The sequence below is a fragment of the Citrobacter sp. H12-3-2 genome (assembly GCF_009649895.1).
Lineage (GTDB): Bacteria > Pseudomonadota > Gammaproteobacteria > Enterobacterales > Enterobacteriaceae > Citrobacter > Citrobacter portucalensis.
The window spans coordinates 4,447,242-4,461,510 of record NZ_CP045837.1 but is presented as its reverse complement, the minus strand read 5'-3'; the positions used below and the strand labels follow the sequence as shown (position 1 = coordinate 4,461,510).

The window sequence follows — 14,269 nt, the reverse complement described above, 5'->3', positions numbered from 1 at the left end:
GCGCAGGTTGCTGCGCCATACTTTTTCCAGGGCAGGAATGATGAAACGTCTTCTCGGTCTTGTAATGCTACTCCTTTTCACCAGCACCCTCATGACGGGATGCAATACCGCGCGCGGCTTCGGTGAAGACATCAAACATCTTGGCAATTCAATTTCTCACGCCGCCAGCTAATCCTTTCATATAGTCTTAAAAACTGGTGTTTATCCATCACACTCCCGGATCTTGTCTATTATTAAGTAGCTATACACAAACAATATTGGCTAGAAAAGGAAGACGTTATGGTTAAGAAGACAATTGCTGCGATCTTTTCTGTGTTGGTACTTTCTTCCGTTTTAACCGCGTGTAATACCACACGAGGCGTAGGACAGGATATCTCTGAAGGCGGTAGCGCAATCTCTGGTGCAGCGACAAAAGCTCAGCAATAATGAAGAACGGTACGACGTCGTGTCGTACCGTTAATCACCCTTCCTTGGGAGTGAAAGGAACGGCGAGAAGCGGTTCCCCAGGTGCAGTTTCATACGGATATTCCGCTTATAGGTGTAGACTGTTTTGCCATGAATGCTGAGCGCGGCGGCAATGGCATTGTTACTCACACCATCCATCCACATTGATAATACTTTCTCCTCCTGCGGCGTAAGCAAAGGCGTGGCGTTTTTGGCTATTTCTAATGCGGGGCGAACCTGAAGCGCTTCCTGAATTGTGTTGGAGAGTGTGTTCAGCGTGGTGTGCTTGGTTAAGACCGAATGGGCTACGGATTGAGAGTGCACGATGGGGGCATGCTGTCTGTCTGCTGATTGCAGTAAAATCAGTGGGATGACGCCACAACTCATAAAAAAAGGTTTAATTGGCGGACTGGAGTGCGTCTCGCTAATAAAACTGTATAAATCCGCGATCACCAGATGCGGTTTCCATTGCAAAATATGCTCTTTTGCTAACAGGAGATTATTGATTCCTGATACCAGAAATGAGGAGCTGAACCTGCCAGAATGATTAAGCAAGGCCTCTATCCCTGTGCGGGTAAAGTGGCACCGGTCAATCACTAAAATTTTAAGCATAAACGTTTCGCATTCAGAAGAGGGGCAATCGACTTTCTGGTTTCAGAAAGCCCTTCATCATAGAGAACTCCGATGAGTGCCAAATGCGGGAACTACGCCGCTAATTATGCTTAATTCTTGCTTTTAGCAGGCGGTGAATAAAAAGGTTGAAATTCATTTTCTTCCGGGCAAAAATGCCATTTCACACATTAGCTTTGCAGGACGACCTGCAAACGCTTCTTTCACCGGGGACGGCCCCATTGTTCTGGAGCCTGATATGTCCTGGATCGTTTTATTAATTGCAGGTTTGCTCGAAGTTGTCTGGGCGATTGGCCTGAAATACACCCACGGTTTTACGCGTCTTACGCCAAGCATTATCACTATTGCGGCGATGATCGTCAGTATCGCCATGCTCTCCTGGGCAATGCGCACGTTGCCTGTAGGAACCGCTTATGCGGTCTGGACCGGTATTGGCGCTGTTGGGGCTGCCATTACAGGGATTTTACTGCTGGGTGAGTCTGCCAGCCCGGCACGTTTGCTGAGCCTTGGGCTGATCGTTGCTGGCATTATTGGTCTGAAGCTGAGCACTCACTAAGCGCCAGGCTGTTTCACCCAAATCAGTTTATTCACTTCAAACCCTTCCCGGGTCGCGATGGCTAACATTTGCTGTTTCATTTCATCTGAAATAGTAGGGGTCCGTGAAAGGATCCACAGGTAGTCGCGATCCGGACCACAAACCAGCGCGTGACGATATTCCCGGTCGAGTGCAATTACGTTATACCCGCCATAGAAGGGGCCGAAAAAAGAAACCTTAAGCGCGGCTCTGCTTGGGTCGCCGGTGAAATAGGCTTTCCCTTCCGTTTTCTGCCACATCTCCCTGTCAGGGTTATAGCCCTTGTTAATAACGTTGATGCCGCCGTCGTCGCGCAAGCTGTATGTTGCGGTCACTTTATCCAACCCGCGCTCGAAACGATGGTCGAAGCGCGCAATTTCATACCAGGTTCCCAGATAGCGTTTGGCATCAAAGTTATTTACCACGGTAACGCCTTTCGGCGGTGTCGGGGAGCTACACGCGACAACCAGGAATGCAGCCGTAACTGCAGCAACGACGGGCAAAATGCGCATGGGATTTTCCTTGCTGTATTTTTGTTAAGTGTAGATGACAACAGGAAAAAAAGAGAAAGAAAGGAGGCCCAATATCCTGGGCCTCATCGTCAGTTATTGCAGCTTTTCAAGAATGCGCCAGGCCGCCTCGACACGGACAGGGTTAGGATAGCTTTTGTTTGCCAGCATCACGATGCCAAGGTTTTTTTCTGGAACGAAGGCAACGTAGCTGCCAAATCCACCAGTGGATCCCGTTTTATGCACCCATGAGGCTTTCACTGCCGGGGCGGGCGGGTTTACCTCAACGGCGGGAAGCGCTGCCAATGCCACTTTGCTGTCACTGCCGTTGATGATCGAATCAGCCTTCAGCGGCCAGTTCAGCATCTCCCAGCCTAATCCCTGGTACATATCGCCAATACGCCAGTAGCGAGATTGCGCAAGCGCAATGCCCTGCTGGAGCGTTTTCTCCTGAACGCGGCTGGCGTCCATGTTGACCTGAACCCAGCGTGCCATATCGGTAACGCTGGATTTCACGCCATAGGCTTCGGCATCAAGTTGTCCAGGAGTAACGTGTACGGGCTTCCATTCGCGATAGCCCCAGGCATAATCTTTTTGTTCGTTCTGCGGAATCGTAATCCAGGTATGCGCCAGTTTTAATGGCTGCAGGACGCGTTTGGTCATTGCCTCTTCGTAGCTCATACCTGAGGGTTTCACCGCCAGCGCGCCAAACAGACCAATGCTGGAGTTAGCGTAAAGACGCTTAGCGCCCGGAGTCCATTGCGGCTGCCAGTTTTGATAAAAACGCAGTAATGCGGCTTTATCCGTAACGTCATCGGGGATCTGCAGCGGCAGGCCGCCTGCCGTGTAGGTGGCTAAGTGCAGCAGGCTGATACCCTGCCACTGTTTGCCTGTCAGTTCTGGCCAGTATTTCGTGACCGGATCGCTGAGCTTAATTTCGCCGCGGGCGATAGCATCGCCGCCCAACACGCCGTTAAACGTCTTACTGACCGACCCTAGCTCAAACAGAGTTTGCTGCGTGACTGAGTGGTTATTGGCGATATCGGCTTTACCCCAGGTGAAATAATAGGGTTTTCCCTGGTAGATAACGGCAACGGCCATACCCGGAATAGCCTGCTCCTGCATCAACGGGGTGATGGTGCGATTAACGATATCGGCAATCTGTTGTTCTGTTTTGGCGGCGGCAAACGTGGAGAATGAGGCTGTCAGCAGCAGAGCGCAGCATAACGATTTTTTCATCATGAAATCAGTTCCGTAATTAAAAGCAAAAGGGTGTCCGGGCCCGTCAGACGCAATCAGTGTGTTTGATTTGCACCGTGTTGACAAACGGTTAAATTTAGCAGCAGATATAAGTTTTTCTAACAGGCCGGATGATGACGCGTAGCTATATCCCTCTTAACTCGCTGCGGGCTTTTGAAGCCGCGGCCAGACATCTCAGTTTTACCCGCGCCGCGATTGAGCTCAACGTGACGCATTCTGCCATCAGTCAGCATGTAAAAGCGCTGGAGCAGCAGCTAAATTGTCAGCTTTTTGTGCGCGGTTCTCGTGGATTAATGTTGACGACTGAAGGGGAAAGTCTGTTACCTGTACTTAATGACTCTTTCGATCGTATGGCGGGGATGCTGGATCGTTTTGCCACCAAACAGACCCAGGAAAAACTTAAAATTGGCGTGGTGGGGACCTTTGCGGTTGGGTGTCTGTTTCCTCTACTGGGCGATTTTAAGCGCAGTTACCCGCATATTGATTTGCATATTTCTACCCATAATAACCGCGTGGATCCCGCTGCCGAAGGGCTGGATTATACCATTCGCTACGGAGGGGGAGCCTGGCACGATACCGACGCGCAATATTTATGTAGCGCGTTGATGTCTCCACTGTGTTCGCCAACATTGGCTTCGCAGATTCAAACGCCTGCGGACATCCTGAAATTTCCGTTATTACGATCGTATCGGCGGGATGAATGGACGCTTTGGATGCAGGCCGCCGGAGAGGCGCCCCCGTCACCGACGCACAACGTGGTGGTGTTTGATTCGTCCGTCACCATGCTGGAAGCCGCGCAGGCGGGGATCGGTGTGGCAATTGCACCAGTCAGAATGTTCACGCATTTACTCAGTAGGGAACGAATCGTTCAACCGTTTTTAACGCAGATTGATTTGGGAAGTTACTGGATAACGCGTTTGCAATCGCGTCCGGAGACACCGGCGATGCGTGAATTTTCCCGTTGGTTGACAGGAATGCTGCACAAATAAAAAGGCCCGCCAATGGCGGGCCTGATAATTAACGCATGTACTTAGATGGTCAGAATGCCAATAGCCGTTACGACGGTCAGGATTGCTGCCAGTCCATAGAATACCCATTTGCCAGCAGGCACGTGGATTTTCAGGTCATGCATCGCGTGGTGCATACGGTGTAAACCACACCACAGCGGCAGAACGATCATCAGGAACAGAAACGCACGTCCGATGAAGCTCTGAGCGAATGCCAGTACGCGTTCATAGCTGAAAGCATCAGGAACAAAGCCCAGCGGCAGCATAATGCCTACCAGCAGGATCATTACTGGCGCAATGATTGCGCTCCACATACCGCCTGCACCAAACAGGCCCCAGAATACGGGTTCGTCAGAGCGTTTTGGATTTGGATTAATCATTCCGGACTCCTTACCAGAACAGGGCAACAAACAGTATGACTACTGTCGCAACCACAGTAACTGCCCAGAGACCTTTGATGATCGGCTCTGGCCCCATTTTTTCGTCTTTTACGATGATGTTGGCTGCTTTTGGCGCCAGCTCAAACCAGGTTTTGGTATGCAGCAGCGCTGCTGCCAGGGCGATAATGTTAAGGATTACCACCACCGGGTTTTGCAAAAAGGCGACAAAGCCCATCCAGGACTCTGCACCATGCTTGAGTGCAAACAGGCCGATAATCAGTTCAATGCTGAACCAGACTGCCGGAACTGCCGTGCCTTCACGCAGCATGTAAAAACGATAAAATGGCAGCTTTTTCCACCAGGTGGACGTCATTGGCCGCACATAGGCTTTACGTTTAGTCGTCATCGTGCACTCCTTAGCGTGGTTTCAGGGTAGCGATAAGAAAGTCTTTTGAACTTTCAACTTTACCCTGCTGAATGGCCGCAGCCGGATCGACGTGTTTCGGGCAGACTTCGGAGCAGTAGCCCACGAAAGTACAGGTCCAGACGCCGTTCGGGCTGTTCAACTGAGCCATACGCTCCTTCTTACCGTGGTCGCGGCTATCTTCGTTGTAACGATGCGCCAGCGTAATCGCAGCCGGTCCAATGAACTCAGGGTTCAGGCCGAACTGCGGACACGCGGCATAGCACAGACCACAGTTGATGCAACCGGAGAACTGATGATACTTCGCCATCTGCGCCGGAGTCTGGGTGTTTGGACCCTGATCCGGTGTACGCGGGTTACCGATAATGTACGGTTTGATCGCTTCCAGGCTTTCGATAAAGTGCGTCATGTCGACGACCAGATCGCGCTCAATCGGGAAGTTGCCCAGCGCTTCAACCTTCATGCCGTTGGTGTAATCACGCAGGAAGGTTTTGCACGCCAGTTTCGGTACATTGTTGACCATCATGCCGCAGGAGCCGCAGATCGCCATACGGCAGGACCAGCGGTAGCTCAGGTCCGGTGCCAGGTTATCCTTGATGTAACCCAGCGCATCCAGCAGTGACGTGGTTTCATCATAAGGAACTTCGTAGAAAGCACTGTGCGGCGCGGTATCGGTTTCCGGGTTATAGCGCACCACCTCAACTTTCAGGTTTTTCATCTCAGCCATTCGCCTTCTCCTTCTTATCGGCTGCTTCCGCTTCGCCACCGTAAACACGTTTAGCCGGTGGCAGAGTGGTGATTTTCACGTCGCTATATTCCAGGCGAGTCGTGCCGTCAGCATCGCGGAAGGCGAGGGTGTGTTTGAGGAAGTTCACATCGTCACGCTCGGTGCAGCCTTCATCCAGACGCTGGTGCGCGCCGCGGGATTCTTTACGCGCCAGAGCAGAGTGCGCCATACATTCAGCAACGTTCAGACCGTGACCCAGTTCGATGGTATACAGCAGGTCGGTGTTGAAGACGCTGGAGGTATCAGTGATACGTACGCGCTTGAAGCGTTCCTGCAGTTCCGCCAGCTTATCAACGGTTTTCTGCATGAGTTCCGGCGTACGGTAGATACCGCAACCTTCTTCCATGGACAGGCCCATTTCGTCACGGATCTTAGACCAGTTTTCGTTACCTTCCTGATTAACCAGATCTTTCAGACGTTTTTCAACGCCAGCAACCTGTGCATCAAGAGCGGCACTGTTTGCAGCGCCAGCCGTTGCAGCGCGTTCTGCTGCCTGCTCACCGGCCATACGACCGAAGACCACCAGTTCTGCCAGGGAGTTAGAGCCCAGACGGTTAGCGCCATGCAGACCAACAGAGGAACATTCGCCGACAGCGAACAGACCTTTAATGCGGGTTTCACAGTGCTGATCGGTTTCGATACCGCCCATGGTGTAGTGCGCGGTCGGACGTACCGGGATCGGTTCTTTAACCGGATCGACACCCACGTAAGCTTTCGCCAGTTCGCAGATGAACGGTAAACGTTCGAGCAGTTTTTTCTCGCCGAGGTGACGCAGGTCGAGGTGAACCACATCGCCACGCGGAGTGGAAATGGTGTTGCCTTTGCGCCATTCGTGCCAGAACGCCTGAGAAACTTTGTCGCGCGGACCGAGTTCCATGTATTTGTTTTTTGGCTCGCCCAGCGGGGTTTCCGGACCCATGCCGTAGTCTTGCAGATAACGGTAGCCGTTTTTGTTAACCAGAATACCGCCTTCACCACGGCAGCCTTCAGTCATCAGGATACCGGAGCCTGGCAGACCTGTTGGGTGATACTGAACGAATTCCATATCACGCAGCGGAACGCCGTGGCTCAGCGCCATGCCCATACCGTCGCCGGTTACGATGCCGCCGTTGGTGTTGTAACGGTAAACACGACCTGCGCCGCCCGTTGCCATCACGACAGCGTTAGCACGGATTTGCACCAGCGTGCCTTCCATCATGTTCATGGCGACTAGGCCGCGAGCATGACCGTCGTCAACCAGGATATCCAGAACGAAGTGTTCGTCAAAGCGCTGAATCTGCGGGAACTGCAAAGATGTTTGGAACAGCGTATGCAGCATGTGGAAGCCGGTCTTATCCGCGGCAAACCAGGTACGCTCGATTTTCATGCCGCCGAAGCGACGTACGTTGACGCTACCGTCTTCACGACGGCTCCATGGGCAGCCCCATTGTTCCAGTTGCGTCATTTCAGTTGGGCAGTGGTGGACAAAGTAATCCACGACATCCTGCTCACACAGCCAGTCTCCGCCTGCTACCGTATCGTGAAAATGGTAGTCAAAACTGTCATGATCCTGCGCGACAGCAGCAGAGCCGCCTTCGGCAGCAACGGTATGGCTGCGCATTGGGTACACTTTTGAGATCAGTGCGATTTTAGCGTTGGGATTTGCTTGTGCGGCAGCAATTGCAGCACGTAATCCCGCGCCACCGGCGCCTATAATGGCAAGATCGGCTTGAAAGGTTTGCACGACATTCCTCCAGATTGTTGTTATTTCATCCCTGCCTGAAATCAGATGCTTCATCGGCTTCAAACAGGTTATGAACGCGTTTCCACTGCTCCTTTATAGGTACAATAGTATAGTCTTAGGGATGTGCGGGAAATTTGACGTGTTCGATTTTTTTAGCGTGTCATAGGGGGGAATTATCATTGAATTTGATTAATTTAATTACTAAACCACCCTAAGTCGCTTTTTTTATCCAATTGCCAGTGATGATTAGTGCTGCCTGAAATTTGTCTCGTTAGCGCGATACGAGTAGACTTCGTGCCCTTGTCATAAATCGGAGAAACAACCATGAGCGAAACGGCAACCTGGCAGCCGAGCGCGTCCATCCCCAATCTGTTGAAACGTGCAGCAATTATAGCGGAGATTCGCCGCTTTTTTGCCGATCGTGGCGTGCTTGAGGTTGAGACCCCTTGTATGAGTCAGGCAACGGTAACGGACATCCACCTGTTCCCGTTCGAAACGCGTTTCGTTGGCCCTGGACACTCCCAGGGAATGAATCTCTATTTAATGACCAGCCCTGAATACCATATGAAGCGCCTGCTGGTGGCAGGATGCGGCCCGGTGTATCAACTGTGCCGCAGCTTCCGTAATGAAGAGATGGGGCGCCATCATAACCCTGAATTCACCATGCTTGAGTGGTATCGTCCGCACTACGATATGTATCGCCTGATGAATGAAGTGGATGATTTGCTCCAGCAGGTGCTGGACTGCTCACCTGCGGAAAGCCTTTCTTACCAGCAGGCCTTCCAGCGCCATCTGGAGATTGACCCGCTGTCTGCGGATAAAACCCAACTGCGGGAAGTGGCGGCGAAATTGGATCTCAGCAATATCGCTGATACCGAAGAAGACCGGGATACCTTACTGCAACTGCTGTTTACGATGGGTGTTGAACCGCATATTGGTAAAGACAAGCCGACGTTTGTGTATCATTTCCCGGCCAGCCAGGCATCACTGGCGCAAATCAGTACCGAAGATCACCGCGTGGCTGAACGTTTCGAGGTTTATTTCAAAGGTATTGAGCTGGCGAATGGTTTCCATGAATTAACCGACGCGCGCGAACAGCAGCAGCGGTTTGAACAGGATAACCGCAAACGTGTCGCACGAGGCTTACCACAGCAACCTATCGATACCAACCTGCTGGAAGCGCTGAAAGTCGGCATGCCGGATTGCTCAGGCGTGGCGCTGGGCGTTGACCGTCTGGTGATGCTGGCGCTGGGCGCAGAGAGCCTGGCCGAGGTAATCGCATTTACCGTCGATCGCGCATAACTTACTCTTCTGCAATACAAAGTGGTGGCTTAATCGCCACTTTGTAGCATATTTTTTCATTTCCCCTCTAATAGCCACAATTTACACCTGGATATTTGATATCGTTTAGGTATCAATTCTGTGTTGATTTTTTTATCGCTGAACTCTGCAAAGAGAGCAGTGCCAACCGGTGAGCGGCGTTTGTTAAACGCTTGCCAGAGTAAGGGATGGTTTAATGACCCAAACAATAAAAAAGATGAGCCTGATAGGTCTCATTCTCATGATATTTACGTCAGTTTTCGGTTTTGCTAATAGCCCCTCCGCGTTCTATTTAATGGGGTATAGTGCAATACCGTGGTATATATTTTCTGCATTATTATTCTTTATTCCATTTGCTTTAATGATGGCAGAAATGGGTTCTGCCTATCGGAAAGAAGAGGGGGGAATCTATTCGTGGATGAATAATAGCGTTGGACCACGCTATGCGTTTATCGGCACGTTTATGTGGTTTTCTTCTTATGTGATCTGGATGGTTAGTACTGCGGCGAAAGTCTGGGTACCTTTTTCAACCTTCTTGTTTGGCGCAGATATGACGCAGCACTGGCGTATTGCAGGGCTTGAGCCTACGCAGGTTGTCGGACTGCTCGCAGTCGGTTGGATGATCCTGGTGACCTGCGTGGCATCCCGGGGTATTAATAAGATTGCGCGTATTACGGCTGTAGGTGGAATTGCCGTAATGTGTCTTAATTTAGTTCTGTTGTTAGTGAGTGTCGCTATTTTGTTATTAACTGGTGGCCACTTTGCACAGGATATTAATTTCATCTCTTCGCCTAATCCAGGATATCAGTCTGGACTGGCAATGTTGTCATTTGTTGTGTTTGCCATTTTTGCTTACGGCGGAATTGAAGCTGTAGGGGGACTGGTTGATAAAACAGAAAAACCAGAAAAGAACTTTGCTAAAGGCATTGTCTTTGCCGCTATTGTCATTTCTGTTGGTTATTCACTGGCCATCTTTTTATGGGGCGTTAGCACTAACTGGCAGCAGGTATTAAGTAATAGCTCAGTTAACCTCGGGAATATTACCTATATCCTGATGAAAAGCCTCGGAATGACGTTGGGTAACGCGCTACATCTTTCCCCTGATGCCGCAATGGTGATGGGCGTATGGTTTGCACGTATTACCGGGCTTTCCATGTTCCTTGCCTACACCGGCGCTTTTTTCACCCTCAGCTACTCACCGCTGAAAGCGATTATTCAGGGCACGCCGAAGGCGTTGTGGCCCGCGCCGATGACCAAACTGAATGCCGTAGGGATGCCGACGACGGCAATGTGGTTACAGTGCCTGCTGGTGAGCCTGTTTATCCTGTTGGTTTCATTTGGTGGCGATACGGCATCAGCGTTCTATAACAAACTGACGCTGATGGCGAACGTCTCGATGACGCTGCCGTATCTGTTCCTGGCGCTGGCGTTTCCGTTCTTTAAATCCCGTCCAGGTCTGGAAAGGCCGTTTGTTGTCTTTAAAACCCGAGCGGCGACGCTGCTGGCAACGGGAGTGGTCGTGCTGGTGGTGACGTTTGCCAACGTGTTCACCATCATCCAGCCGGTAATTGAAGCCGGGGACTGGAACAGCGCACTGTGGATGACCGGCGGTCCGATCTTCTTCTCACTGCTGGCGATGGCGATTTATCAGAACTACAGCCGTCGCACGACCAACGAGCCTGAGTGGGCGGTGGAATAAAGGCCATCTGGCGTTTATTGCCTGTTGCCGATCCGGACGCATATTAAGCCCGAAAATGTCTGTGGTCGGCGATGAAATGCCCGATGGCGCAAGCTTATCGGGCCTACAGGTTAATTGCAGACCCGTAGGCCGGATTAGACCCAACGGGTCGCCATCCGGCATTTCTTGCCTGCATTGTGCGTTACAAACTCCCTGCCGGGCGACTGCCTCTTCCTGCAGAACTTAATGTTCTCCCTGTTTGCTTACCGCCGAGGCTCTCCAGACGCATCTGGAACGGAGGGAACGGCATATCAATACCGTGCTCGCGGAAGCCTGCCAGAATCAGTTGATGGATTTCATGGCGCAGCGGCATGCGATGTCCCATCTCTGCGGCATAAATACGCAGTTCGAAGATTTGAATCCCCTGCTGCAGGTCAACCAGGAAGACTTCAGGTGCCGGATTATCGATAACCAGCGAACAGCGCTGCGCGGCAGTCAGCAGGATCTGCGTAACCTCCTCGCTATTCGCCTCAGACGGTGCCGGGATGGTTAACACTACACGGGTAACGGAATCGGATAACGACCAGTTGATAAACTGTTCGGTGATAAAGGCTTTGTTGGGCACGATGATCTCTTTGCGGTCCCAGTCGCTGATAGTGGTGGCGCGGGTATTAATTTTCGTCACGCTACCGGTAAGATCGCGAATCGTCACCGTGTCGCCAATGCGGATTGGTTTTTCAAACAGGATAATCAGGCCGGAAATAAAGTTGGCGAAGATCTCCTGCAAACCAAAGCCCAGACCGACACCGAGAGCCGCCACCAGCCATTGCAGTTTGGACCATTCAATACCGATCATCGAGAAACCAACCAGACCGCCAATCAGCATCAGCAAATACTTGGTAATGGTGGTGATGGCATAACCGGTGCCGGGGGTTAAATCCAGATGTTGCAGTAGTGCCAGTTCCAGCAGCGCGGGTAGGTTGCGCACTAACTGGGTGGTGATGATGAATACCAGAATCGCGATAAGCACCGCGCCCAGCGTTATCGGTTCTAAGCTTTCCACGCCCTGAACCGTGGAGGTGACATCCCACAATGAGATGTTTTCCAGGAAGCCGAAAGCGGAGTGAATTTCTGACCACAGTACAATGACCGAGAGCAGGGCGATAAGCATCAGGATAGAACGCACCAGGCGCAGCGACTGCGCGCTGATAGCATCCAAATCCACTTCGCTTTCATCAACGTCGATCGCGCCTTCAAGGCTGGTGGAATGCGGCGGTTCTTCTTCGCCCCGCGCGCGCTGCGCCAGCATTTCAGCGCGTCGATGCTTGGCGCGGTCAAACGCCAGGCGGCGACGCTGAATCAGCATCCAACGGCGGATAACGTGATACACCACCAGTAATAAGAACCAAATCGCTACAGACGTTTCCAGACGTGCCAGCAAGGCTTGTGATGTGGCGAGGTAGCCTACTGCCGCGGCGAGAATGGCAATCAGCGGCGCACCCATCAGCATATTCCACAGCATGCTGTTGACCATGTTATCGCTGTTGCCCTCTTTATCGAGGTACAGCGGTATCCCGGCGCGTTTCAGGCTCAGGGTTACGACAGCCAGCGCACCGCAAATCAGAATAAAGCACAGACGCCCCAGTGAGGCGGAGAATTCCCGGTCATTGAGGTTATCAAACATAATAACCGCCATGATCAACGGGACAATCAGCCCGATGCTCATCAGGTAATAGTGCATGGCTTTCGCGACGCGGTTCCGCGGCCAGCCAAAGTGGGCAATGAACAGACCGTTGGGACGTGCAAAGGTGGCGCAGATCATTACCGCCCACAGCATGGGCACCGTGGCGGTAACGCCATCGCCGATCGCGACAGCCAACGGATAAGGCCAGGCTTCCTGCAATCCGTAACCGAGCGTTGCCCACAGCACTGGCAATGGTGAAGCGACGAGTATTGACCAGAATACCGTGCGTATTGTCAGCCAGAAGTGGTCCTGGGTGACTTTCCCGACCCGCGCGGACGAGCGTTCAAGGAAACGGGTGAAGTGCTTGCGCGAAGAGAGGCTAAAGCCAACTAACACCAACGCCGCGAACAGCGGTAGCAGCGTTTCTTTGCTGGTCAGCATCATGATGCTGGCTTTGCCCAACTGATTAAACGTATCTAATGAGATCAGACGCCGCAGATCCTGAACGATGTCGACAGGCCAGGAGAGGGAGATAGGGCTAACGTCTGACGTCCAGAACAGGTAGCGGTGTGTCGCTTCATTGACCTCTTTTAGCGCATCTTCCAGTTGGCTGTTGGAAACTTTGAGCTTGGTCAGCTCAAGGATCAGCGTATCGCCGCCCTGTAACAATGAGTTCAGCAACTCACGCTGGGTGCGTAGCTGGGCGTTGAGGATGCTGCTCTGTTCAGCGGTCAGCGGTTGTCCATCGGCCTGATGAATTTGACGCAGCTGCGGCTGTTTGTTGAGGAGATCCTCATAGCGCATGCGGTGTACGCGAAGCTGCGCCATTTCGGTATCCAACTGCTGAGGTTTAGGCATTTCCGGCAGACGGGATACCTGCGCTCGCAGCGCTTCTCCCAGCATATTTGAAACCCCAAGCCACTGAGACTGCTCTCGCAGCGTATTCAATGCCTGACGCACCTGCAGCGTTTGGCTGGCGGCCTGACGCTGCTGCGAAGCGACCAGGTCCATACGCTGTGCTTGCTGGTTTAAGGCCTGAGACAGCTCGCGGTTTACCTTGAACTGGTCGACAATACCCTCCGGCAGTCCCGCGCTGTTTTCCGCCAGCAGTTCGGTGCTTTCCAGCGCTCGCTCAGCTTCACGCTGACGTTGACTGTTGAGTTGATTGCGCAAAGCCTGCAGGTAAGCGTCGAGTTGTTGACTCTGTTTTTCCGCCAGTTCGGAGCGCATACGCGCCAGTTCCTGACGGTTATTGGCGGAAAGCTGCGCCAGCTCCAGTTCATCGACCTGGGCTTTAAGTTTGGCGGATTCAGCCTGCATCGCCTGATTCTGCGCGGAATTGCCGTTGGCCGTACCAATGCGTCGCTCAAGCTCATTGAGCTGGCGGCGGGCATCGGTTTGCTGTTGAGGAAGCTGGCTTAACGAGTCGGCGATTTCCCGGGCGCGATCCTGCTCCTGCTGGGCTTGACGACTCTTTTCCAGCAGTTGGCTGCTAACCTGGAGGATCTCCTGGTTTAACGCATCGGTAGTGAGTCCGGTTGGCACATTGCGCGGTTCATCACGCAGGTTGCTAAGCTGCGCGCGTAACGTCGCGGACAGCTTGGGGAAGTTATCAATAACCTGCTGATATTGTTGGGCGCGCTCGAGAGAGCCTTTACGCTCCTCAAGAGCATTCAGCGCGGACTGGAGCGCCTCGACGGTTTCTGGCTGAGCGGGTTTTGCCGCTTTTGCCTGCTCCAGTTCCTGGGTGAGTTGTTTGGCATCGGGGGCCGTCGCAGCGTACGCCCCCAGGCTGAGGCACCAGGCCATCAGAAAAGTGATAATCAGGCGCACAGCAGCGATTCCTATG

General features: G+C 52.4%; 14 protein-coding genes. 6 read left to right on the top strand and 8 right to left on the bottom strand.

The window, feature by feature from the left end; translation table 11 throughout:
- Positions 1 to 37 precede the first annotated feature (37 nt).
- Together ecnA and ecnB are read left to right on the top strand one after the other, a co-directional pair.
- Positions 38 to 172: a lipoprotein antitoxin entericidin A gene (ecnA, locus tag GHC22_RS21230; RefSeq protein WP_048236299.1), complete on the top strand. Its 135-nt coding sequence runs from the start codon at positions 38 to 40 to the stop codon at positions 170 to 172.
- Between the two features lie 107 nt (positions 173 to 279).
- Entirely contained in the window at positions 280 to 426 is a 147-nt protein-coding gene (ecnB, locus tag GHC22_RS21225) for a lipoprotein toxin entericidin B (protein WP_003025482.1), read from the top strand.
- 30 nt (positions 427 to 456) lie between these two features.
- Here the strand turns inward: ecnB and GHC22_RS21220 are convergent, their stop codons facing one another.
- On the bottom strand, positions 457 to 1,056 hold the full coding sequence (locus GHC22_RS21220) for a LuxR C-terminal-related transcriptional regulator (protein WP_153753867.1): 600 nt from the start codon (positions 1,054 to 1,056) through the stop codon (positions 457 to 459).
- Positions 1,057 to 1,312: 256 nt separating this feature from the next.
- Between GHC22_RS21220 and sugE the strand changes: the two genes are divergently transcribed.
- Positions 1,313 to 1,630 (top strand): quaternary ammonium compound efflux SMR transporter SugE, encoded by a 318-nt coding sequence (gene sugE / locus GHC22_RS21215; protein ID WP_000118520.1) that lies wholly within the window; start codon positions 1,313 to 1,315, stop codon positions 1,628 to 1,630.
- Here sugE and GHC22_RS21210 read toward each other — a convergent pair.
- Together GHC22_RS21210 and GHC22_RS21205 are read right to left on the bottom strand one after the other, a co-directional pair.
- Positions 1,627 to 2,160 (bottom strand): lipocalin family protein, encoded by a 534-nt coding sequence (locus tag GHC22_RS21210; protein WP_001221666.1) that lies wholly within the window; start codon positions 2,158 to 2,160, stop codon positions 1,627 to 1,629. The two genes, sugE and GHC22_RS21210, sit on opposite strands and share 4 nt — an antisense overlap.
- 93 nt (positions 2,161 to 2,253) lie before the next feature.
- The gene (locus GHC22_RS21205) at positions 2,254 to 3,399 is read right to left on the bottom strand and encodes a class C beta-lactamase CMY-122 (protein ID WP_063859757.1); all 1,146 of its coding nucleotides are present in this window, start codon (positions 3,397 to 3,399) and stop codon (positions 2,254 to 2,256) included.
- 131 nt (positions 3,400 to 3,530) lie between these two features.
- Between GHC22_RS21205 and ampR the strand changes: the two genes are divergently transcribed.
- On the top strand, positions 3,531 to 4,406 hold the full coding sequence (gene ampR / locus GHC22_RS21200; protein WP_020996269.1) for a LysR family transcriptional regulator AmpR: 876 nt from the start codon (positions 3,531 to 3,533) through the stop codon (positions 4,404 to 4,406).
- Between the two features lie 41 nt (positions 4,407 to 4,447).
- Here ampR and frdD read toward each other — a convergent pair whose 3' ends face one another.
- The 4 genes from frdD to frdA are packed head-to-tail and all read right to left on the bottom strand — an operon-like array spanning position 4,448 to position 7,738.
- Positions 4,448 to 4,804 carry a fumarate reductase subunit FrdD gene (gene frdD, locus GHC22_RS21195; RefSeq protein WP_003025535.1) on the bottom strand — a complete coding sequence of 119 codons (357 nt, stop codon included), beginning with the start codon at positions 4,802 to 4,804 and terminating at the stop codon, positions 4,448 to 4,450.
- A gap of 10 nt (positions 4,805 to 4,814) precedes the next feature.
- Complete coding sequence (gene frdC, locus GHC22_RS21190; RefSeq protein ID WP_003025537.1) at positions 4,815 to 5,210, bottom strand: fumarate reductase subunit FrdC; 396 nt, start codon at positions 5,208 to 5,210, stop codon at positions 4,815 to 4,817.
- Positions 5,211 to 5,220: 10 nt separating this feature from the next.
- Positions 5,221 to 5,955: a fumarate reductase iron-sulfur protein gene (frdB, locus tag GHC22_RS21185; protein WP_003025540.1), complete on the bottom strand. Its 735-nt coding sequence runs from the start codon at positions 5,953 to 5,955 to the stop codon at positions 5,221 to 5,223.
- Entirely contained in the window at positions 5,948 to 7,738 is a 1,791-nt protein-coding gene (frdA, locus tag GHC22_RS21180) for a fumarate reductase (quinol) flavoprotein subunit (protein WP_003830519.1), read from the bottom strand. Before frdA ends, frdB begins: the two co-directional genes overlap by 8 nt.
- A 324-nt stretch (positions 7,739 to 8,062) precedes the next feature.
- On the opposite strand from frdA, the gene epmA reads away from it, so the two are divergent.
- Positions 8,063 to 9,040 (top strand): elongation factor P--(R)-beta-lysine ligase, encoded by a 978-nt coding sequence (gene epmA, locus GHC22_RS21175; RefSeq protein WP_153753866.1) that lies wholly within the window; start codon positions 8,063 to 8,065, stop codon positions 9,038 to 9,040.
- A gap of 214 nt (positions 9,041 to 9,254) precedes the next feature.
- Positions 9,255 to 10,757: a glutamate/gamma-aminobutyrate family transporter YjeM gene (gene yjeM / locus GHC22_RS21170; protein ID WP_008785995.1), complete on the top strand. Its 1,503-nt coding sequence runs from the start codon at positions 9,255 to 9,257 to the stop codon at positions 10,755 to 10,757.
- A gap of 181 nt (positions 10,758 to 10,938) precedes the next feature.
- On the opposite strand, the gene mscM is transcribed toward yjeM, so the two are convergent.
- Positions 10,939 to 14,253, bottom strand: coding sequence for a miniconductance mechanosensitive channel MscM (gene mscM / locus GHC22_RS21165; RefSeq protein ID WP_008785996.1), 3,315 nt, complete (start codon positions 14,251 to 14,253; stop codon positions 10,939 to 10,941).
- Positions 14,254 to 14,269: the final 16 nt, after the last annotated feature.

What these genes read in the sequence shown, in the direction of transcription:
- GHC22_RS21220 (WP_153753867.1), bottom strand. Translation starts at nt 1,056, where the DNA reads ATGCTTAAAATTTTAGTGATTGACCGGTGCCACTTTACCCGCACAGGG.
- ampR (WP_020996269.1), top strand. Translation starts at nt 3,531, where the DNA reads ATGACGCGTAGCTATATCCCTCTTAACTCGCTGCGGGCTTTTGAAGCC.
- ecnB (WP_003025482.1), top strand. Translation starts at nt 280, where the DNA reads ATGGTTAAGAAGACAATTGCTGCGATCTTTTCTGTGTTGGTACTTTCT.
- frdB (WP_003025540.1), bottom strand. Translation starts at nt 5,955, where the DNA reads ATGGCTGAGATGAAAAACCTGAAAGTTGAGGTGGTGCGCTATAACCCG.
- yjeM (WP_008785995.1), top strand. Translation starts at nt 9,255, where the DNA reads ATGACCCAAACAATAAAAAAGATGAGCCTGATAGGTCTCATTCTCATG.
- epmA (WP_153753866.1), top strand. Translation starts at nt 8,063, where the DNA reads ATGAGCGAAACGGCAACCTGGCAGCCGAGCGCGTCCATCCCCAATCTG.
- GHC22_RS21205 (WP_063859757.1), bottom strand. Translation starts at nt 3,399, where the DNA reads ATGATGAAAAAATCGTTATGCTGCGCTCTGCTGCTGACAGCCTCATTC.
- frdD (WP_003025535.1), bottom strand. Translation starts at nt 4,804, where the DNA reads ATGATTAATCCAAATCCAAAACGCTCTGACGAACCCGTATTCTGGGGC.
- ecnA (WP_048236299.1), top strand. Translation starts at nt 38, where the DNA reads ATGATGAAACGTCTTCTCGGTCTTGTAATGCTACTCCTTTTCACCAGC.
- sugE (WP_000118520.1), top strand. Translation starts at nt 1,313, where the DNA reads ATGTCCTGGATCGTTTTATTAATTGCAGGTTTGCTCGAAGTTGTCTGG.
- GHC22_RS21210 (WP_001221666.1), bottom strand. Translation starts at nt 2,160, where the DNA reads ATGCGCATTTTGCCCGTCGTTGCTGCAGTTACGGCTGCATTCCTGGTT.
- frdC (WP_003025537.1), bottom strand. Translation starts at nt 5,210, where the DNA reads ATGACGACTAAACGTAAAGCCTATGTGCGGCCAATGACGTCCACCTGG.